General features: G+C 63.0%; 16 protein-coding genes. 6 read left to right on the top strand and 10 right to left on the bottom strand.

What is annotated here, in order from left to right; all coding sequences use genetic code 11:
• Nucleotides 1–238: 238 nt before the first annotated feature.
• The 6 genes from RBH77_RS13520 to RBH77_RS13545 form a co-directional block, all read right to left on the bottom strand.
• Nucleotides 239–2,791 carry an ATP-dependent helicase gene (locus RBH77_RS13520; protein ID WP_311028118.1) on the bottom strand — a complete coding sequence of 851 codons (2,553 nt, stop codon included), beginning with the start codon at nucleotides 2,789–2,791 and terminating at the stop codon, nucleotides 239–241.
• A 71-nt stretch (nucleotides 2,792–2,862) separates the two neighbouring features.
• Nucleotides 2,863–3,282 (bottom strand): hypothetical protein, encoded by a 420-nt coding sequence (locus RBH77_RS13525; protein ID WP_311028119.1) that lies wholly within the window; start codon nucleotides 3,280–3,282, stop codon nucleotides 2,863–2,865.
• 92 nt (nucleotides 3,283–3,374) lie between these two features.
• Nucleotides 3,375–4,415, bottom strand: coding sequence for a phosphotransferase (locus RBH77_RS13530; protein ID WP_311028120.1), 1,041 nt, complete (start codon nucleotides 4,413–4,415; stop codon nucleotides 3,375–3,377).
• A 71-nt stretch (nucleotides 4,416–4,486) separates the two neighbouring features.
• Nucleotides 4,487–5,554, bottom strand: coding sequence for an alkene reductase (locus RBH77_RS13535; RefSeq protein WP_311028121.1), 1,068 nt, complete (start codon nucleotides 5,552–5,554; stop codon nucleotides 4,487–4,489).
• A 188-nt stretch (nucleotides 5,555–5,742) separates the two neighbouring features.
• The gene (locus RBH77_RS13540; protein WP_311028122.1) at nucleotides 5,743–6,171 is read right to left on the bottom strand and encodes a hypothetical protein; all 429 of its coding nucleotides are present in this window, start codon (nucleotides 6,169–6,171) and stop codon (nucleotides 5,743–5,745) included.
• Nucleotides 6,172–6,176: 5 nt separating this feature from the next.
• Nucleotides 6,177–7,052, bottom strand: a complete 876-nt coding sequence (locus RBH77_RS13545) for a hypothetical protein (RefSeq protein ID WP_311028123.1) — start codon at nucleotides 7,050–7,052, stop codon at nucleotides 6,177–6,179.
• 251 nt (nucleotides 7,053–7,303) lie between these two features.
• Here RBH77_RS13545 and RBH77_RS13550 point away from each other — a divergent pair, with 251 nt between their 5' ends.
• Nucleotides 7,304–8,179, top strand: a complete 876-nt coding sequence (locus RBH77_RS13550; protein ID WP_311028124.1) for a dienelactone hydrolase family protein — start codon at nucleotides 7,304–7,306, stop codon at nucleotides 8,177–8,179.
• 167 nt (nucleotides 8,180–8,346) lie between these two features.
• Here the strand turns inward: RBH77_RS13550 and RBH77_RS13555 are convergent, their stop codons facing one another.
• Nucleotides 8,347–8,550 (bottom strand): hypothetical protein, encoded by a 204-nt coding sequence (locus RBH77_RS13555; protein ID WP_311028125.1) that lies wholly within the window; start codon nucleotides 8,548–8,550, stop codon nucleotides 8,347–8,349.
• A 331-nt stretch (nucleotides 8,551–8,881) separates the two neighbouring features.
• Between RBH77_RS13555 and RBH77_RS13560 the strand changes: the two genes are divergently transcribed.
• The gene (locus tag RBH77_RS13560) at nucleotides 8,882–10,156 is read left to right on the top strand and encodes an arsenic transporter (RefSeq protein WP_311028127.1); all 1,275 of its coding nucleotides are present in this window, start codon (nucleotides 8,882–8,884) and stop codon (nucleotides 10,154–10,156) included.
• 15 nt (nucleotides 10,157–10,171) lie between these two features.
• Here the strand turns inward: RBH77_RS13560 and RBH77_RS13565 are convergent, their stop codons facing one another.
• Nucleotides 10,172–10,651, bottom strand: coding sequence for a thioesterase family protein (locus tag RBH77_RS13565; protein ID WP_311028128.1), 480 nt, complete (start codon nucleotides 10,649–10,651; stop codon nucleotides 10,172–10,174).
• A 121-nt stretch (nucleotides 10,652–10,772) separates the two neighbouring features.
• Between RBH77_RS13565 and RBH77_RS13570 the strand changes: the two genes are divergently transcribed.
• Nucleotides 10,773–12,191, top strand: coding sequence for an FAD-binding oxidoreductase (locus tag RBH77_RS13570; protein ID WP_311028129.1), 1,419 nt, complete (start codon nucleotides 10,773–10,775; stop codon nucleotides 12,189–12,191).
• A gap of 49 nt (nucleotides 12,192–12,240) precedes the next feature.
• On the opposite strand, the gene erpA is transcribed toward RBH77_RS13570, so the two are convergent.
• Nucleotides 12,241–12,591, bottom strand: a complete 351-nt coding sequence (gene erpA / locus RBH77_RS13575) for an iron-sulfur cluster insertion protein ErpA (protein WP_311028130.1) — start codon at nucleotides 12,589–12,591, stop codon at nucleotides 12,241–12,243.
• A 91-nt stretch (nucleotides 12,592–12,682) separates the two neighbouring features.
• Between erpA and RBH77_RS13580 the strand changes: the two genes are divergently transcribed.
• The 3 genes from RBH77_RS13580 to RBH77_RS13590 all read left to right on the top strand — a co-directional run bounded on the left by RBH77_RS13580 (nucleotide 12,683) and on the right by RBH77_RS13590 (nucleotide 18,738).
• Nucleotides 12,683–13,906, top strand: a complete 1,224-nt coding sequence (locus RBH77_RS13580) for a deoxyguanosinetriphosphate triphosphohydrolase (RefSeq protein WP_311028131.1) — start codon at nucleotides 12,683–12,685, stop codon at nucleotides 13,904–13,906.
• Nucleotides 13,907–13,979: 73 nt separating this feature from the next.
• Entirely contained in the window at nucleotides 13,980–15,737 is a 1,758-nt protein-coding gene (gene argS, locus RBH77_RS13585; protein WP_311028132.1) for an arginine--tRNA ligase, read from the top strand.
• Nucleotides 15,738–15,831: 94 nt separating this feature from the next.
• The gene (locus RBH77_RS13590; RefSeq protein WP_311028133.1) at nucleotides 15,832–18,738 is read left to right on the top strand and encodes an SPOR domain-containing protein; all 2,907 of its coding nucleotides are present in this window, start codon (nucleotides 15,832–15,834) and stop codon (nucleotides 18,736–18,738) included.
• Between the two features lie 97 nt (nucleotides 18,739–18,835).
• On the opposite strand, the gene RBH77_RS13595 is transcribed toward RBH77_RS13590, so the two are convergent.
• Nucleotides 18,836–19,468 (bottom strand): TetR family transcriptional regulator C-terminal domain-containing protein, encoded by a 633-nt coding sequence (locus RBH77_RS13595; protein ID WP_311028134.1) that lies wholly within the window; start codon nucleotides 19,466–19,468, stop codon nucleotides 18,836–18,838.
• Between the last annotated feature and the right edge of the window lie 156 nt (nucleotides 19,469–19,624).

Raw genomic sequence — 19,624 nt, forward strand, 5'->3', positions numbered from 1 at the left:
GCATGGCGGTCGCTGGTGTTTCCGTGCGTCCTTCGAGGCTCGCTTCGCTCGCACCTCAGGATGAGGGAGGTTGGGGGCGAAGCACCTTAATTTTGAGGAATTGGAGCCTAGGAAACCTCGGAATCCAGAACAAGAATAACTGAGGACCACAGACGCCGCCCCCCTCATCCTGAGGTGCGAGCGAAGCGAGCCTCGAAGGACGCACCACAGGTCGCCGCTTCCGGCATTGCCGGAGAATTCACACCCCCTTCACAAACCCGTCCAGCACGCGTTTCTGCCCGGCCTTGTCGAAGTCGATGGTGAGCTTGTTGCCTTCGATCGCTGACACGTTTCCGTTGCCGAATTTCTGGTGGAAGACGCGATCGCCGACCTTGAAGGGGGAGGGGTCGGAGGAGACCGATTTCGCCACCAGTTCGCCCTCGATGGTGCGGCCTTTAACCGAGCCGCGGCCGGCGCCATAACCTGAATCCGTCTCGCCATAGCCTATACGCTCGACGGAGTGACCTGAGCGCGTGCCCCAGTTGCGGTCGGTCGCCTGGGTCCGGTTCTGCTGTGCCCGCTGCCAGCCGGGCGTGGCATAAGTGTTGGAGAAGGAGCGTTCGCCGACATCGTCGAAGCGCGACGCGCCGTAGGGATTCTGCCGGCCAGCGCCGAAGCCGCCGCGCCCGGATGCGAAGGAGCCGCCACCATAGGGATTGCCGTAGCCGCCGTAGGAATTGCCGGCGTCGGCCACCTCGACGTGCTTCTCAGGCAATTCGTCGAGGAAGCGGGAGGGTATGGTCGATTGCCAGAGCCCGTGGATGCGGCGGTTGGAGACGAACCAGATGTGCAGGTTGCGCTTGGCGCGGGTTACGCCGACATAGGCAAGCCGCCGCTCCTCCTCGAGGCCCGAGCGACCGCCCTCGTCCAGCGCGCGCTGATGCGGAAACAGGCCTTCTTCCCAGCCGGGCAGGTAGACGGTTTCGAATTCCAGCCCCTTGGCCGAATGCAGCGTCATGATATTGACGGCATCGAGCCCCTCGCTCTGCTCCGCCTCCATCACCAGCGCGACATGCTCGAGGAAGGAGCGCATGGACTCGAACTCCTCCATGGAGCGGATCAGCTCCTTGAGGTTGTCGAGCCGACCGGGCGCTTCCGCCGAGCGGTCGTTCTTCCACATTTCCGTGTAGCCGCTTTCCTCCAGGATGGTCTCGGCCAACTCCGTATGCGGCGTGGAATCGAGCGCCTTCTGCCAGCGGGCGAAGCCGGCCGTGAGCTGGCGAAGCGCTGCGCGCGGCTTCGGCTTCATCTCGTCGCTTTCGGCGAGGTCGGTGGCAGCCTCCAGCATTGGAATGCCGCCACCGCGCGCGACATCGTGGATCTGGCGGACCGCCGCTTCGCCGAGGCCGCGCTTCGGCACGTTGACGATGCGCTCGAAGGCGAGATCGTCGGCGCCTTGCGCGACGACGCGGAAATAAGCCATGGCGTCGCGGATTTCCTGGCGCTCGTAGAAGCGAGGACCACCGATGACGCGGTAGTTGAGGCCGAGCGTGACGAATCGATCCTCGAATTCGCGCATCTGGAAGGACGCGCGCACGAGGATCGCCATGTCGTTGAGTTTGTGGCCCTTCGCCTGCAGCGCCTCAATCTCCTCCCCGACGGCGCGAGCCTCTTCCTCGGAATCCCATGCGGCGTGCACGATAACCTTGGCGTCGTCCGGGTCCGCCGCATCCGTGAAAAGCGTCTTGCCGAGCCGGCCTTCATTGTGCGCGATCAGGTGCGAGGCGGCGCCGAGGATGTGGGCCGTCGAGCGGTAGTTGCGCTCCAGCCGGATCACGACGGCGCCCGGAAAATCCTTATCGAAGCGCAGGATGTTGTCCACCTCCGCTCCGCGCCAGCCATAGATCGACTGGTCGTCATCGCCCACACAACAAATATTGACGGTGGAACTGCCGATCTCCCCCTCAAGGGGGGAGATCGGACGACCGTTCGGCCGCTGCGCCAACAGCCTCAGCCACAGATATTGCGCGGTGTTGGTATCCTGGTACTCGTCGACGAGGATGTATTTGAACCGGCGGTGATATTCGCGCAGCACATCCGGATTCTCGCGGAAAATACGGATCGGGTGCAGCAAAAGATCGCCGAAGTCGCAGGCGTTCAGCGTCTTCAGCCGCTGCTGATAGTCCGTATAGAGCTTGCGACCCTTGCCGTTGCCGAAGCTCCTCGCGTCGCCTTCGGGAATGTCGGCGGGGCCAAGCCCCTTGTTCTTCCAGCCGTCGATCATCATGGCGAACTGGCGCGCCGGCCAGCGCTTGTCGTCGAGCCCTTCCGCCTGGATGAGCTGGCGGATGAGGCGGATGACATCATCCGTGTCGAGGATGGTGAAGCCCGATTTCAGGCCCGCGAGCTCCGCATGACGGCGCAAGAGCTTGACACCGATCGAGTGGAAGGTGCCGAGCCAGGGCATGCCCTCGACCGCCTCGCCGACGAGTAGACCGATCCTCTCCTTCATCTCGCGCGCGGCCTTGTTGGTGAAGGTGACAGCGAGGATTTGAGAGGGGAAGGCACGGCCAGTGGCGAGGATATGGGCGATGCGCGTCGTCAGCACGCGCGTCTTGCCGGTGCCGGCGCCGGCCAGAACGAGAACCGGGCCTTCCGTCGTCTCCACCGCAAGGCGCTGCTCGGGATTGAGCCCCTTCAGATAATCCGGCGCCGACCCCTGCCGCGCAGCCATGGCGCGCGCGGCGATACCGGACGGGCGCGGCCCGCCGGGCTCGTCGAAGAAAGGCATATCGTCGGGAAGACCAGCCATTTCCGGGGAATGTAGTGATTCGGCGGCAAAAGGCCACACAAACCGGGCAGGAGACGACGCCTATCCCGCCCCTAACCGGCGGCGCGCAGCGGTGCGCAGGCCGCATAAAGCAAAAGCTTGAGCTGGGTCTGGCTGTCCACGCTCGCCTGCATCGCAAGCGGGCGGGCCGCCCACTCCCTCACTTCCTCGACCACCCGCCGATGATCCTCCGGCACAGTCAGCACATCCACCTTCCGGCCTTTCCGGTCCAGCAGGAGGAGGTAGAGCTTGCCTTGCGGCATCGTTTCCACTGCGGCCGCACGCTGATAGCGCGGCTGGTCGAAGCGGACATTGAACAGCACCGACGCGCTGACCTTTTCCGCCGCCGCCTGTACCGCCGCGTCGAAACCGCTGGCGGTAAAATCGACGAACTCGAAGGCAAGCTCGAGAAGAACCGCTTCAAGATCGTAGACGTCGGCTTTGGCCGGAAACGGCGACTCGGGCATCATCATGAGGCATTATGGTAAGGGCCTCAGGGATTTAACAAGCTACCGAAACGGTAATCACCAATTGAGCCATAATTGGGCCGCGAGGGCTCGCGAGCTCATCCGATGGGCTTCTTTTCCATGCGCGCTATGCGTCGATCGGTGAAGTTGAGCCGCGCCGCCGCGATCGGCCGGACGATACGGGCAAGGTCCGGGTCGCCGGAAAGCGTTGCGTCGAGTTCGGTCATCTGGTTCATGGCGATGAGGCTGAGGATGTCGAGCCGCGGGCGCCCGTCGGCTGCGCGCGGCAAGGCGGTGACCGGCTGCACCAAATCGGCGCTGGCCGCGTGGCTCTTCAGGTCTGCGGGGTCCGCGTTTGGCGCCTCGGCGAAAGCATAGACGCCGACCCCCTTCTTCGGCAGAGGATAGAGGGTGAGCGCCACGTCGGTTACGCCCGGCCGGCCTTTGAGCGCCGCGACGATCGCCGCGCCTTCGCGGTCGATCCGGTCGCCGGTGCCTTCACCGTCCGACCATTTGAATATACCCTTGGTGACAAGGTTGTAGAGTTTCTTGCCCGATGCCATCCAAAGCCGCGAGGGGAGGGATCGACGTGCAAGGATGCGCCTTGCGGTCGGCGTCATCAGGTGGGGCGCAAAGGCGCGCTTCTGTTTCAGGAGATGCCGGAAATCCTCGTATGCCATCAGTCGATAGAGAGCGCCCTGCCGCCTGTGCCGGGAAGCGAGCTGGAAATCGATGACGGCAGCGCCCCCGTCCGGCGTCATCAGCCAGTTCTGCGGTTTGGCGAGGTCATTATGGGTGATGCCCGCGCGGCGCAGCCGCCGCAGAAGCCGCTCCGCATCGCGGTACCAGGCCGCGTCGGCCGGCCGCGCTAGATGCAAGGGCGTTCCCTCGCTCCATGAGCGCAGCAGGCCATCCCGGTCTGTCGAGATGAGTTGTGGCGTTCCGTCCATGCCCTTGACCGCTTGCAAGGCGGCGATCTCACGGCGCGCCAGTACCCAGGCGAGCGGACGCGACCACCACGGTGCGGCCGAAACGATGCGGCGGATCACGGGCCTCGCCGGCTCCCCGGCAAGGTGCCCTTTGTGCGTCTCGGAGAAGACGTCGCGCTTGAGCACCGTTTCCGTTACGAAATCGGGCATGGCCATCCTTTCGCGCGCGTCGGTAGACGAAGGCGGCGAAAGGCGCAAGCGCGGCGTATCGAAGGCTTCGTCTATTCGGCGGCCACGGCGAGCGCCGGATAGTTGGTGTATCCGTCCGGTCCGCCGTAGTAGAAGGTTTCGCTGCGCCACCGATTGAGGGGAGCGCTGAGCCGAATGCGCTCCGGCAGGTCCGGATTGGCGATGAAGAGCTTACCGAAGGCGGCGGCGTCCGCCTCGCCATTTGCGAGCAATTGCCCGGCCGTGTCCGGGTCAAGACCTTCGTTGGCGATATAGACACCGCCGAAAGCTGCCTTGAGCGCCGGCCCGAGGCGGGGCTCGTCTAGCGATTCGCGCGCCATGATGAAAGCGATGCCACGCTTGCCGAGCTCGCGCGCGACATAGCCGAAGGTCGACGGCAGGTCGCTGTCGCCCATGTCGTGCGAATCGGCGCGCGGTGCCAGATGCATGCCGACACGGCCCGGACCCCACACGGACACCACCGCATCGGTCACGTCGAGCAGGAGGCGGGCACGATTCTCAAGCGAGCCGCCGTAGCGGTCGGTGCGTTTGTTGGTACCGTCCTGCAGGAACTGGTCGAGCAGATAGCCGTTGGCGCCGTGGATCTCGACACCGTCGAAGCCGGCGCGCTTGGCATTCTCCGCACCCTTGCGGAAGGCCTCGACCACGCCTTCGACTTCCTCAGTTTCGAGCGCTCGCGGGGTAACGTAGTCGCGGGCCGGTCGGAGAAGGCTGACATGACCGTTCGGGCGGATCGCGCTTGGAGCAACCGGCGGGCGGCCATCATGATAGGCCGGGTCGGAGATACGGCCGACATGCCACAGTTGCAGGAGAATACGGCCGCCGGCCTCATGAATGGCATCGGTGATGTCGCGCCATGCGCCAACCTGCTCCTCCGACCAGATGCCGGGCGTTGCGGGATAGCCGACGCCTTCGGGCGTGACGGAAGTGGCTTCGGTGAGGATCGCGCCTGCCGAGGCGCGCTGCACATAGTATTCCTTCATCAGGGCGTTCGGCACGCGGCCTGGCATCGCTGCGCGGTTGCGTGTCAGCGGCGCCATCAGGATGCGGTTCGGAAGTTTCAAGTCGCCGATGACGATCGGGTCGAAGAGTGCTGGCATGGGCTCGGTCCAGTTCTGACAGCTTATTGTTCAACAGGCTTTGAACAAGTAGGATTGAGAGCGCCACCCAACAAGGGAAGAATCTCCTCCTGTGAACGGACCGAGTAGATCGGATGCCTACGCTTGTGCCGATCCACAAAAAAACGGCCCGGAGTGTGCCGGGCCGTTTCCGTTTCGTCCGATGAAACTCAAGCCCCCAGATGGCTCGCCATTCCCGGAACCGAGTCTGTGATCTCCTTGACGAGATCCGGGCCGGCGGCAGCCTTCGCCTGCTGGAAGAACTGTTCGCCAGCCTGCTCGACCTGCTCAACGGTAAGACCTGACTCCTTCAGGCGCGAAATGCCTTTGAGGAGGGCGCTAGCCTTCTCGCCGAGCGCGGAACCGAGCATATCCATCAGCCCGCCTCCGCCGGAACTCGGGTCGGCCGCCATGACATCGTAACGCTGGGCCAGTTCTCGTGCGCCAGCCAGTTTGTCGAACAGCGCTTCGACCTGCGTCCCCTCCGCTTCGTGGTCGATGACGGAGAGGATGGTGCCGACCGTTTTCTCGGCCGTCGCCTGGTCGAGGCCAAGCCGCGTAGCGACCTGGCCAACGATATCCTGTGCCGTGATAGCCATCGGGGTCAGTCTTCCTGCTTCAGCCGCGTGTTGCACGCGCTCCAGTATTGCGGCCATTTCTGGCCCCGGAGATGGTCGGCCGCCTTGTCGCGCTGGTATTCGACGCTGCATTCGTGAATGCGCTGGCGGAAGGCGACCTGGCCCGGCGTCAGCGCCTTGCCGTTCTTGTCGACGGTCGGCACCGTGTACTTGCCCGTTGCGGTCTTCTGAACCTTCGGCTCATCCGGCGTTTCGGAAGCGTCTGATTTATCGTTGCGGATATCGGCGGCGCAGTCCGAATAATATTGCGACCACTTCTTGCCGCCGAGCGTGCCGGCCGACTTAGCTGCCTGATATTGCTGGCTGCATATCTGCTGCGTCGTCATGTGGTCGGTGGATTCGGACTTGCTGGCCGTCTTGGTTGTTTTCGGCGCGGCAGGGGCCTCGGCCGCGGTCGACCCGCCATCCTTCAATCCGGCCGCGCAATCCGAATAGAACTGCGACCACTTCTTGCCACCGAGCGTGCCGGCGGCTTTCGCGGCCTGATACTGCTGGCTGCACACCTGCTGCGTGCTCTGGCCGGAGGATTTGGCCTCCTTCGAGGTCGATTTTTCCTTCTTTTCGGCTTTTTTTGTCGAAGTGTCGGACTTGGTTGCCTTCTTCGATTTGGCCGTGGTGTCTTCGGCTGAAGAATCGTCGCCCTTCATCTTGGCGGCGCAATCCGAATAGAACTGCGGCCATTTCTGGCCGTTCAGCGTGCCGGCTTTCTTCGCCGCCTGATATTGCGCGCTGCATTCCTTGCTCACGCTGCTCGTGGCAGCCTGGGCCGAGACGGGCAGCGCGAGAAAGCCAAGCCCGGCGAGCGCCGCTATGCCGGCGAGCGCAGATTTGGAAACAAGCATTTCAGTCCTCCTTGCCAATCAAGCAAAACGCGTCGGCATGTACCGCGGGTCCGGATATCCGGGACGGTCGAAGTATAGACTCGTCGTCGACCTTTGCCATCGTCAAGTGCAACCGCAATTTGGTCTTTTGTTCGGCAACATGTCTGGCGACGCAAGCGCGGCCGGAACTCGCTCGCCAAAACGTTATTCGACCGGGGTGTCCGGCCGCTCGATTATATGATGGTGCGCGGGGCAGGGATGCGGAGACGACGATGCGGAAACCGAAGATTACAAAGGCCATGATCGACGCCTACGACGAATATACGCACCTTACTCTCGATCGCCGTCGTTTCATGGAAACGCTCACGAGGTTGACCGGGTCGGGCGCCGCCGCGGCGGCGATCGCGCCGCTACTTGCGGCCGATCCGGCACGCGCCGCGATAGTTGCGGCCACCGACGAACGCATCAAGGGCGAGGACATCGCTTATCCCGGAGCGGACGGCGAGATGAAAGGCTATCTGGTGCGGCCTGCCGGTCAGGACGGCAAACTTCCCGCCGTCATGGTGATCCACGAGAACCGCGGCTTGAACGAGCATATCCGGGATGTCGCCCGGCGCCTGGCGCTTGAGGGTTTCATGGTACTAGCGCCGGATTTCCTCACCCCATCAGGCGGAACCCCGGCGGACGAGGAAAAGGCGCGCCAGATGATCTCCGCCCTCGATCCGGCGAAGACAACCGCCAATTCTGTAGCGACCGTGACGTATCTGAGGGGACGCCCTGACGGTAGGGGCAAGGTTGGCGCGGTCGGCTTTTGCTGGGGCGGCGGGCTGACAAACCGTACGGCCGTCAACGCGCCCGACCTCGCCGCCGGCGTCGCCTATTACGGCATGCAGCCGGACGCGACGGATGTGGCGAAGATCCATGCCGCGCTTCTCCTGCACTATGCCGGGCTTGATGAGCGCACCAATGCCGGCATCCCGGCTTTTCAGGAAGCATTGGAGAAGAACGGCAAGGACTTCCAGATCTATATCTATGAAGGCGCGAACCATGCCTTCAACAACGACACGTCGGCCGCGCGCTACGACAAGAAAGCCGCCGAACTTGCCTGGGGAAGGACGGTCGCTTTCCTGAACAAACATCTGTCGTGAGAGCGCGCAGGAAGCGGTTTGGTTAATATCGCAAATGCGGAACCGGCGGGAAGTGCCGGCGCGACCTCTGCTTTGCCGGGCATTGTCTTTGGTAAGGCGGCCGCCTCCGACTGCATCTGTTCTGTCCATGCGAGAGGCAGGAAGACTAGTCGACGAAGACTTACTCCTCAGTAGAAAGAGTTCTTTCTTCTGCTCCTTGCCTGTCGAATGATGTTCCGAGCTCGAAGGACATCGATAGGGATGGGAAGATTGTATCTTTCCATCATGTACAGCGCCTGGTTGATCGTCTTGGATGCGCGCCAGAAATCATAGTCACTTATGGTTGCATTGGCTGCGAGCCTTTTCGATAGCTTGTCGACGTCGATATTCATCGCGTTCTCCGCTTTCTATTTGGCCCCACGACTCACGCTTGAGAATCGGCTCGACGTCATAAGAACGCCTGAACCCGGCGGTTCAACGAAAGCGGAAAAGTTACCAACTTACGAATTCCGTTAAGGTTTACGAATGGTTAACGCGGCGGTCGCCACGGTCGCGCACGCCGCACCCGCATAGCGCTGCTGTGCTATCTGGCCGCATCGGAAAATTCCGAGTGACTTCCTGCCGTGGCGGCGTATCGGATACGCCGTCGCTTTTTCGAGAATGAATGGTCCGATCGATGCCGCAGCCGGCGTCCGCTCCGCATCTGCACCCTGATCCCGCCAAATGAGCGTGGAAATTGCCCAGGCCGGCACCGGCGCGATCGCCGCGCTCGCTGCTGCCGGTGTCGTATTGCGTCCGCGCGGTCTGCCCGAGGCGATCTGGGCGGTGGCTGCCGCCGCGCTTCTTGTCGGCTTGCGCTTCCTGCCGCCTTCGGCCGCGTGGCACGGAGTGCTTGCCGGACTCGACGTCTATCTTTTCCTCATCGGCATGATGCTGCTCTCGGAGGTGGCACGGGAAGCCGGTCTGTTCGACTGGCTGGCCGCACTTGCCACCCGCCTTGCCAAGGGATCTCCCAGTCGTCTGTTTGCGCTCGTCTATGGCGTGGGCGTCGTCGTGACGGTCTTTCTCTCCAATGACGCAACGGCGGTGGTCCTGACGCCCGCTGTGGCGGCGGCGATGCGGGCGGCCGCCGTCAGCGAGCCGCTGCCCTATCTCCTCATCTGCGCCTTCATCGCCAATGCCGCCTCTTTCGTGTTGCCGATTTCGAACCCGGCGAATCTCGTCGTCTACGGCTCGCATATGCCGCCGCTCTTCGAATGGCTGCCGCTGTTCGCTTTGCCCTCACTAGCCTCCATCGTGGCGACCTATGTCATGCTGCGCTGGTCGCAACGGCACAGGCTCAGCCGTGAAGTCGTGCGTCGCGTGGAGATGCCCCACCTCTCCTTCGGCGGTCGCGTAGCCGGGATCGGCATTGTCGTCACAGCGATCGTGCTGATGGCGGCCTCCGCCTATGGCTATCAACTCGGCTTGCCTACCGCGGTCGCAGGCGTCCTCACCGCCGCGGTGACGCTTTTTGCCGAGAGAAGGTCGCCGCTCGGGGTCGTGAAAGGTGTCTCCTGGGGCGTGCTGCCGCTGGTGGCCGGGCTTTTCGTACTGGTCGAAGGCCTGCAGCAGACCGGTTCCATCCCGGCGCTTGGCAGCCTTCTCCTGTCGATGGCAGAGGGCTCGGCTGCGGGTACGGCATGGGCTTTCGCCGGCGCGACGGCGCTTGCCGCCAATCTGGTCAACAATTTGCCGGCAGGGCTTGTCGCGGCCACAGTCTTCCAGAGCGCGGAGTTTCCCGAGATGCTGCGGCGCTTCGTGCTGATCGCGGTCGATCTCGGCCCGAACCTCTCCGTCACCGGGTCGCTCGCCACCATCCTCTGGCTTGCCGCACTCAGGCGCGAGGGTATTTCCGTTAGTGGCCGGGCGTTCCTGAAGGTCGGCATCGTTGTCATGCCGCCGGCGCTGGTGCTTTCGCTGTTGGCTGCGTGGGTTTCGAGTCCAACGGCGCCGTAGTGCAGCCAAGAGGCCTTATTTCCTGCGGATAGCGATGGAACGGCCCGCGCGCTCCGGCACCGGCAGCGCGGCATGCGCCTTCGCCATGCCCACTACCTTTTCCATTATGTCAGCAGGGAAGGACGCGACCTTCGGGCCGGCCATATCGACGTGCAGGATGAGGTTTTCGGATGTTGCGGCCAGCCAGCCGTCGACGTGGCGCAGTTCCTGGAAGAAGCGGATGCGCTTCTCGTCATGGTCCAGGATCTGCAGCGATGCGGTGACGCGATGGTCGAGGTGCAGTTCGCGCACGTAGCAGATATGCACCTCGGCTGTGTAGCAGGTCAGGCGGCGCCTCTCCGCGTAGCTCGGCCCCATGCCCATCAATTCGAAAGCCTCGTCGCTGCAGCGATCGAACAGCACATTGTAATAGGCCATGTTCAGATGACCGTTATAGTCGATCCAGTCCTTCTGGATTTCCATGACGCTGGAGACGAACGGGGCTGGGATCGGCATCGGGCACCTTTGAGATTGCGGGGCAGGGCGTGCTGGTCCTAGACAAGAACCTTGGATTGTCCGAATACCCATAAATGAACGTACGCCGGAACTGCAACGGGTCCGGTATGGAGGAAATGAAATGGCTCTGGCGGACCTTGAGCGGGTCGAGCGCAACGCGGCCGGGATCGAGACCGCGCTCGGCATCCTGAAGCAGCGTTTTGGCGCGCGCATGCAGACCGGCCAGTCCATCCGCGAGCAGCACGCCCATACCACCACCTACATCCCGAACCAGGCGCCCGATGCCGTCATCTTTCCTGAAAGCACGGAAGAAGTGGCCGAGATCGTGCGGATATGTGCCGAACATCGCGTGCCCGTCATTCCTTTCGGCGTCGGCACTTCGCTCGAAGGCCACACCAATGCGCCGGGCGGCGGTATCTCGCTCGATATGACGAACATGAACCGCGTCGTCCGTGTCGATGCGGAGGATCTCGACTGTGTCGTTGAACCCGGCATCACGCGAGAGGCGCTAAACGAGCACCTACGCGATACGGGCCTGTTCTTCCCGATCGATCCGGGCGCGAACGCCACGATCGGCGGTATGGCTTCGACCCGCGCGTCGGGCACGAACGCCGTTCGCTACGGCACCATGCGCGACAATGTGATGGCGCTCACCGTCGTCATGGCCGACGGTACTGTGGTGACGACGGCCAAGCGGGCGAAGAAGTCGTCGGCTGGCTATGATCTTACCCGGCTTTTCATCGGCGCGGAGGGCACGCTCGGCGTCATCACGCAACTGACGCTGAAACTCCACGGCATCCCGCAGGCGATTTCCGGCGGTGTCTGTCCATTCCCCAGCGTCGAGACCGCCTGCGAGGCGGTCATCGCCACCATCCAGATGGGTATCCCGGTGGCGCGCATCGAACTCGTCAACCAGCTCATGATGCGCGGCATGATCAACTATTCCAAGCTCGACTATCCCGAGAGCCCGAGCCTCTTCCTCGAATTCCATGGCAGCGACGCGGGCGTGAAGGAGCAGGCCGAAATGTTCGGCGAGATCGCCGACGAATATGGCGGCGGGCCCTTCCTGTGGACCACCAACGCCGAGGAACGGGCAAAACTCTGGAAGGCGCGTCACGACGCCTATTGGGCATCGATGAGCCTGAGGCCAGGCGCACAGGGCATCTCGACCGACGTATGCGTGCCGATCTCAAGACTTGCCGAATGCATCACCGCGACCGAGATCGATATCGCCGAGAACGGCCTCGTAGGCCCGATCGTGGGTCATGTCGGCGACGGCAATTTCCATGTGGCGCTGCTGCTCGACGCCGGGGATCCAAAGGAGGTCGAGGCGGCGGAGGCCTTCATCGCGCGCCTCAACATGCGGGCAATCGCCATGGATGGCACTTGTACCGGAGAGCACGGCATCGGTCAGGGCAAGATGGCCTTCCTGGAACGCGAGCTCGGCAGCGCCGTCGATGTCATGCGCTCGATCAAAAAGGCGCTCGATCCGGACAACATCATGAATCCAGGCAAGATCATGCCGAGCCGCCGGCATTGATGCCAGCGGCCCGAGCGTTTTCCAGAAATCGGGATGACGGGGAAGGCGACTAAACCGAAAAACTGGTGCCGCAGCCGCAGGAAGCGACGGCATTCGGGTTTTTTATCTGGAAGGACTGGCCCATCAGATCGTCGACGAAGTCGATGACGGCACCGCCCATATAGACGAGCGAGATTTCGTCTATCAGCACGGTGGCACCGTCGCGCGTAAAGGCCACGTCGTCCTCGTTCCGCGAATCAATGAGGTCGAATTTATACGAAAAGCCGGAGCAGCCGCCGCCTTCGACGCTGATCCTCAGCGCAGTCTTGCCCGGGTCGGATGCCATGATCTGGCTGATCCGGCGCGCGGCGGCTTCCGTCACCTCGACGCCCTTCATCGCGGACTTTGCGTCAACGCCCATGGCCGTTCGCCTTGCAATTTCTTCCTTCGCATAGGTATGAAGCGCCCCAGGGGAAGTCAACTATAGTCAAGTCAACCGACGGCATGGGTGGATGACAGGCGAGGCAGAAGGCCTGGGCAATATAGGCTTCGGCTACCGGCCGCGCGCCGCGTGGGCCAGCGATCCGGCGAAGACGCGCGGCAGACTCTTCCCGGAAGTCGAAAGCCCCACCCGTACGGCCTTCCAGCGCGACCGGGACCGTATCATCCATTCGACCGCTTTCCGCCGGCTGAGGCATAAGACTCAGGTCTTCATCGCCGAGGAAGGGGATCATTACCGTACACGCCTGACCCACACGATCGAGGTGGCCCAGATCGCTCGCGCTCTGGCGCGCGCTCTCCGCTGCGACGAGGATCTCGCCGAGGCCGTGGCGCTTGTCCACGATTTCGGCCACACGCCCTTCGGCCATACGGGCGAGGAGGCGCTGAACGAGAAGATGGCGGCGTGGGGGGGCTTCGACCATAATGCTCAGTCTCTGCGCGCGGTGACGAAACTCGAGCACCGCTACGCCGAATTCGACGGGCTCAACCTCTCATGGGAGACGCTGGAGGGGTTGGCCAAGCACAACGGCCCGCTTATCGGCCCCGACGGGGAGGGGCTGGGCGGACCGGTGCCATCCTCGATCATGGACTACGACGCGCTACACGATCTGGAACTCGACCGCTACGCCGGTATCGAGGCGCAATGCGCGGCGATCGCCGATGATATCGCCTACGATGCGCACGATATCGACGACGGGTTGCGCTCGGGCCTGCTCAGCCTCGGCATGCTCGAAGGCGTGGAACTCTCCGGCGCCATCCTGCGGCAGGTTCGCGAGCTTTATCCGGCGCTCGATCCGGTCCGTACGGGCCATGAACTCATGCGCCGCCAGATCACGCTCATGGTCGAAGACGTCATTCGCACAACGGGCGCCAATCTCGACGAGATCCGTCCCGCCAGCGTCGAGGACGTGCACGATGCTGGCCGCACGCTGGTCGCTTTCTCACCGTCGATGCGGGCGAACGAACGGGAATTGAAGGCGTTCCTCTATGCTAACCTCTACCGCAATCCGGTTGTGCTCAAGGTGCGGGAAGCCGCCGACCGGATCGTTCGCGACCTTTTCGACGCCTATTTCGCCGATCCCGGGCTGATGCCGGAAGGATGGCGTGGCCTGCTCGGGAAGGCGACGGACCGGGTAAGGGCGCGGAACGTGGCCGATTTTCTGGCCGGCATGACCGACAATTACGCAGTCAAGGAGCACCGCCGGCTGTTTGACCACACACCGGATTTGGGGTAGGGGCGGGACCAAATCCAGCGGTGTGGTGAATTTGTATGCCGCCCGCCGAAACCTCCTCCACGGGCAATTCCGAATGAACATTTTCGCCGATTTCAACGATCGGATCAAGAAAGCAATCCAATCGCTTGATCTGAAAACCTCATCAGGCGATCCGCTCGAACTTGGCCGCATCGTCGCGGAACCGCCGCGCGATCCGGCCCATGGCGACATCGCCACGAATGCGGCCATGGTGCTCGGCAAGGCGGTCGGCGAAAATCCGCGCGCGCTCGCGACACGGATCGGCGAGGCGCTTGCGTCCGATCCCGATATCGCGGCGGCGGAAGTCGCCGGGCCGGGCTTTGTCAATCTACGTCTTTCTCCCGGCTTCTGGCAGGCCAGGCTCGGCGAGATGCTGGATGCGGGGCAGGACTACGGCCGTTCGGAAGTCGGCGCGGGGCGGAAGATCAACGTCGAATACGTCTCGGCCAATCCAACCGGCCCAATGCATGTCGGCCATTGCCGGGGCGCGGTCGTCGGCGACGCGCTCGCCAACCTGCTCGCTTTTGCCGGTTACGAGGTCGTCAAGGAATACTACATCAACGATGCCGGCGCGCAGATCGAGGTGCTGGCGCGGTCGGCCTTCCTGCGCTATCGCGAGGCGCTCGGCGACAAGGTCGGCGAGATCCCCTCAGGCCTTTATCCCGGCGACTATCTGGTGCCGGTTGGCGAGGCGCTGGCGAAGGAATTCGGCCGCAGCCTTTTGCAGATGCCGGAGGAAGAGGCGCTCGCCATCGTCGGTGACCGCACGATCGACGCCATGATGGCGATGATCAAGGAAGATCTCGCGCTGCTCAACGTTCACCACGACGTCTTCTTCTCCGAGCGCACGCTGCACGCGAATGGCGCGCATGCCATCCGCTGCGCCATCAACGACCTGACGCTGAAGGGCCACGTCTACAAGGGCAAGCTGCCGCCGCCGAAGGGGCAGAAGCCCGAGGACTGGGAGGATCGCGAGCAGACGCTTTTCCGCTCGACCGATGTCGGCGACGACATCGACCGCCCATTGGTCAAGTCGGACGGAACCTACACGTATTTCGCTGCCGATGTCGCCTATCTCAAGGATAAGGTCGATCGCCATTTCGATGAACTGATCTACGTGCTCGGCGCCGACCATGGTGGCTACGTCAAGCGGCTGGAAGCGCTGGCGCGCGCCATCGCGGGAGACAAGGTCAAACTCACCGTGCTGCTATGTCAACTCGTCAAGTTGTTCCGCGATGGCGAGCCGGTGCGCATGTCGAAGCGGGCGGGCGAGTTCGTGACGCTGCGCGACGTGGTCGAGGAAGTCGGTCGCGACGCAATCCGCTTCATGATGCTCTATCGCAAGAGCGACGCGCCGCTGGATTTCGACTTCGCGCGGGTGACGGAGCAGTCGAAGGACAATCCTGTCTTCTACGTGCAATACGCCTCAGCGCGCTGCCATTCCGTCTTCCGGCAGGCGAGGGAGGTTGTCGGCGCCGGTGCGGGCAACCGGGGGACCCTGAAGAAGGGGCTTCACCTGTTGACCGACGAAGGTGAGATAGGGCTTGTCCGCAAGCTTGCTGAGTATCCGAGGCTGATCGAGGCGGCCGCCGAAGCACAGGAGCCGCATCGTCTCGCTTTTTTCCTTTACGATCTGGCCAATGCGTTCCACACTCACTGGAATAGGGGTACTGAAAATCCTGGCTTACGGTTTGTTAAGGTTAACGATCCAGAATTAACCGATGCCAGGCTGGGTCTGGTGCAGGCTGTTCTCGACGTGTTGTCGTCAGGCCTGGCGCTGATTGGGGCGGAAGCACCTTCGGAGATGCGCTAGGCGGCTGAGGCCTGCCACCGATTGCCCATATTGCGCTGGTAGGCCCGAAACGCGCGCCGTAGCCGGCGTCCTATGTGTGTGAGTGTGGACAAGCATGGCAAACAAAGTGCAGCTTAAAGCCGCGGGGGACCAGGACTTCACCGACAACGATCCCTTTGCCGAGTTGACGCGCATAATGGGATTCGACCCGCGCGTCCAGCCGACGCCCCGTCCCGACGAGGATTTCGAGATCGATCTCGAGAAGGAGCTGATGGGGATGTTCGATCCGGGCTCCGACGCGCCGACCGAATCGGCGTCGGTGCGGGATTATCCACAGGAGGCTGTGGATAACGCTCCGGCGCTCGATGAGGCGGCGGCGGAGGAGATCGACGACGCATTCGCGGCCAAGCTCGAAGAGGAGCTTTCTGGCAGCGCCGATTTGTGGAACGAGGAACAGGAAGAAGAGGCCGCAGACGCAGAGTTGCCGCCGCTCGATGCCTATTCCGATCGGGATGCTTATCCCGAAGACGTCAAGGACGTCATGGCCGAGGTCGACATGGACTTCGGCTCCTCACAGCCTGAACATGTTGCTCCTGAGGCGCAGGCCCACGACGAGAATGACTGGGCGGCCGACGACGATATCGGTGCCGACAGTGAAGCCGTGCAGGCGTCCTTGGCCGAGAGTGCCATGCTCGAAGAGGGGAATGTCTTCCGGCCCGCCTTTTTCACGCCGCTGGACGCCGACCGCGCTACGGTCGAGGAGATGGGGCAGGTCGAGTCGGCTGCGGCTCCAGTGTTCGACATCCGCTCCTTCAAGTCCGCTGCCCAGCAATATCGTGAGGCCCAGCCGCGGCACCAGACGGTGTCCTTCGAGCAAGACGGGGGCGATATGCCGGCTGCGGAGCCGCCGATTTCGCGGGCGAAGGCGGTCGATCCGTTCAATATCCTTGCTGCGCTCGGCACCGAGCGTGGCCTGCCTCAGCGCCGCGACCCCTTGAAGGCGAACGCGCGGGCACCGGAGGCGGATGACGCCGGAATACTGGAGCGAGCGGCGGAGCCTGCCGATTCCATGCCTGAGGACTCCTTCACGCTTCAGGAAGGCGCGTCGCGGGAAACCGGAGAGTGGGAGGTCGCTTTCCCGGCGACAGCCTATTCCGAGGATGCCTATTCCGAAGAGGAAAGTCGAATTCCGGTAACAGAGGTGCCGGAAGAACCGCAGGAGATGGAGGCGGCGGAGCCCGTTTCAACCTCTTTCGAGGACATGCCTTTCTTCGATATCCGCTCCGCCGAGATTTACGAACAAGTCCCTGCCGCCACGGATGAGGAGGAAGCGGAAAACGAGCCTCATGCCGTTTCCGCCTCCGACAAAGGCGACACGCCGGACATCGAGACGACGGAAATAGCCGAGCCTGCGGTCGCTATCGCCGACGACCTCGACATCCCTGTTCCCGCTTTTCTGACGGAAGCTCGCGCTGCGCCCGCCTATGATGAACTGGACGAGGAGTTCGAGCAGGCTTTTCAGGCGTTCTCGGCCAACACGGAAGCTATCCGCCAGGCTGCCGCCACGCCGGAACAGCCTTCCGAGGCGCAGACGAGCGCGGACATAGAGCGCCTTTTCGCCGAAGAACTTGGTATCGGAAGCACTGCGGCGGCTGCGCCTGTGGCGGCTCTGGCAGCGGTCACCGCCGGACAGGTGGCTGCCGCCACCCAACGCGCCGGAGACGGTATCGAGGAATTCGACTTCGACGATGCCGATTTCCTGCCCGACGAGTTCGCCACCAATGCAAGCCGTGAGACCCGTGACGGATATGCGGTGGAGGATACGGGCACCGCGGGCTTCCTGCCCCGCCAGATGCGCCTTTCGCAAGGCCGTGGCAAACTCGTGGCCGCCGCGATTGCGGGTGTGGTCGTCCTGGGAGGTATCGGCGCCTTCGCCTTTTCCGGAAGCGGCATCGATTCGGGCGACAAGCCGGTTGTGCTGAAGGCCGATGCCGATCCCGTGAAGATAAAGCCCAAGAACCCCGGCGGCATGACCGTGCCGAACCAGGACAACAAGGTTTATGAGCGCGTAGCCGACGGCGCCACTGCCGTGGCGCCGGAGCAGAAGAAGCTCGTCTCGACCGAGGAGCACCCCATCGATATAGCCGCCCGCACCGAGAATGCGGCATCGGCCCTGCCGGGCGTGTTCGACGGTGACAAGATCGAGTCCCTGAAGAACGGCCAGTCGGATGACGGCGTTGCGGATAGTGACGCGTCGAGTAACGGCCCGGTTTCTTCCGCTTCCGCTGCGGCAGCATCGAAGGGCGACATTGCCGATATCATCAAGGCTGCGCCAAAGGGCGAAGACAGGCTGACACCTTCACAAGACGCAACGCCGAAGCGCGCCGACAACGAAATCCTGTCGGTGACGCCGCACAAGGTCAAAACCATGATCGTGCGGGCCGACGGAACGATGGTTCCGCGCGAGGATCCTGCCCCGACCGAGAAGACGTCGGCGGACGCCGGCGTCAAAACCGCTGAGGCCGACGCGGTGGTCTCGACCGATCTTCCGTCGGCGGCGCCGATCCCTTCACAGGAGCCGCAGGTGACGAAAGCATCGGAAGCTGCCGCCAGGCCGGCCGAGCGTTCGTCGGATCGTGGGCAGATCAACACGCCCGCCAAGGTTGCCGCTGCGCCCACGCGTCCCGCCAACCAGCCGGCCGATGTCGCCAATGCCAGGCCGCAGAAGGTGGCCTCCGCCGAGGCGGCGCCTGCACCGGCACCCGTGACGGAAGCTTCCGGTAATTGGTCGGTGCAGATCGCCTCGCAGCCGACTGCCGAAGCAGCGCAGACCTCCTATCAGAACATGGCGCGCCGCTATGCGAGCATCCTTGGCGGCCACGCGGTCAATATCGTCAAGGCCGACATATCCGGGAAAGGCACGTATTACCGTGTCCGCATCGCGACCAGTTCCAAGGACGACGCGATAGCGCTTTGCACCAAATACAAGGCGGCCGGCGGAAACTGCTTCGTTTCCAAATAGCGTCCGCCGCACTCCTGATCCGAAAAGGCCGTCGCCGAAAGGCGGCGGCCTTTTTATTGAAGGCTGATGGAGGCGGAACCGGTTCGATGTCTGGAGATCAGTCCTTCGGGCGCAACCCGTCTACATAGAGTTGCTCGAGGAACCGCGCGGCGTCCTCGAATCGGCTGTCGCCGCCAAGATGGGAGCCCAGCACGGCGCGGACCTGCACATCGAAATCGGCATAATGCTGGGTGGTCGCCCAGATCGAAAAGATCAGATGCCTGGGATCGGTTGTGGCAACCTTTCCGGCCCGCATCCAGCCGGTGATGATCGCCGCCTTCTTGTCGACCAGTGTTTTCAGTTCGCCTTCGAGGAGCGGCATGATGCGTGGCGCGCCCTGCAATATCTCGTTGGCGAAGAGGCGGCTTTCGCGCGGGTAATCACGTGCCATCTCCAGTTTGCGACGGATATAGGAGCGCAGTTCCGTCAGCGGGTCGCCGGCTTCGTCCAACTCCCTGAGCGGCTGTAGCCATGTCTTCAGGAGCCGTTCGATCAGCGCCTCGTGGATGTCTTCCTTACGGCGGAAATAGTAAAGGAGGTTCGGTTTCGACATGCCGGCGGCTTCGGCGATCTGGTCGATGGTGGAGCCGCGAAAGCCATGGGCGGAGAATACTTCGAGCGCGGCTTCAAGGATGAGCTCGCGCTTCTCCGTCTGGATACGTGTCCGCCGTTTCTTCGCCGGGGCATCCACGTCTCAATGCTCCCCGGCCGAACTGGGCGCAACGCATTCCTGGACCAAGAAACTGGACCAGTTTCTATTGCATCGTGGAGCGCGCGCCGGCTGATCCATATGCGCTACTATCCCCTTGACCGCCTCCGTGGCGATGCTAACGTTTGTCCATCCGGT

The organism is Mesorhizobium koreense, from assembly GCF_031656215.1.
GTDB lineage: Bacteria > Pseudomonadota > Alphaproteobacteria > Rhizobiales > Rhizobiaceae > Mesorhizobium_L > Mesorhizobium_L koreense.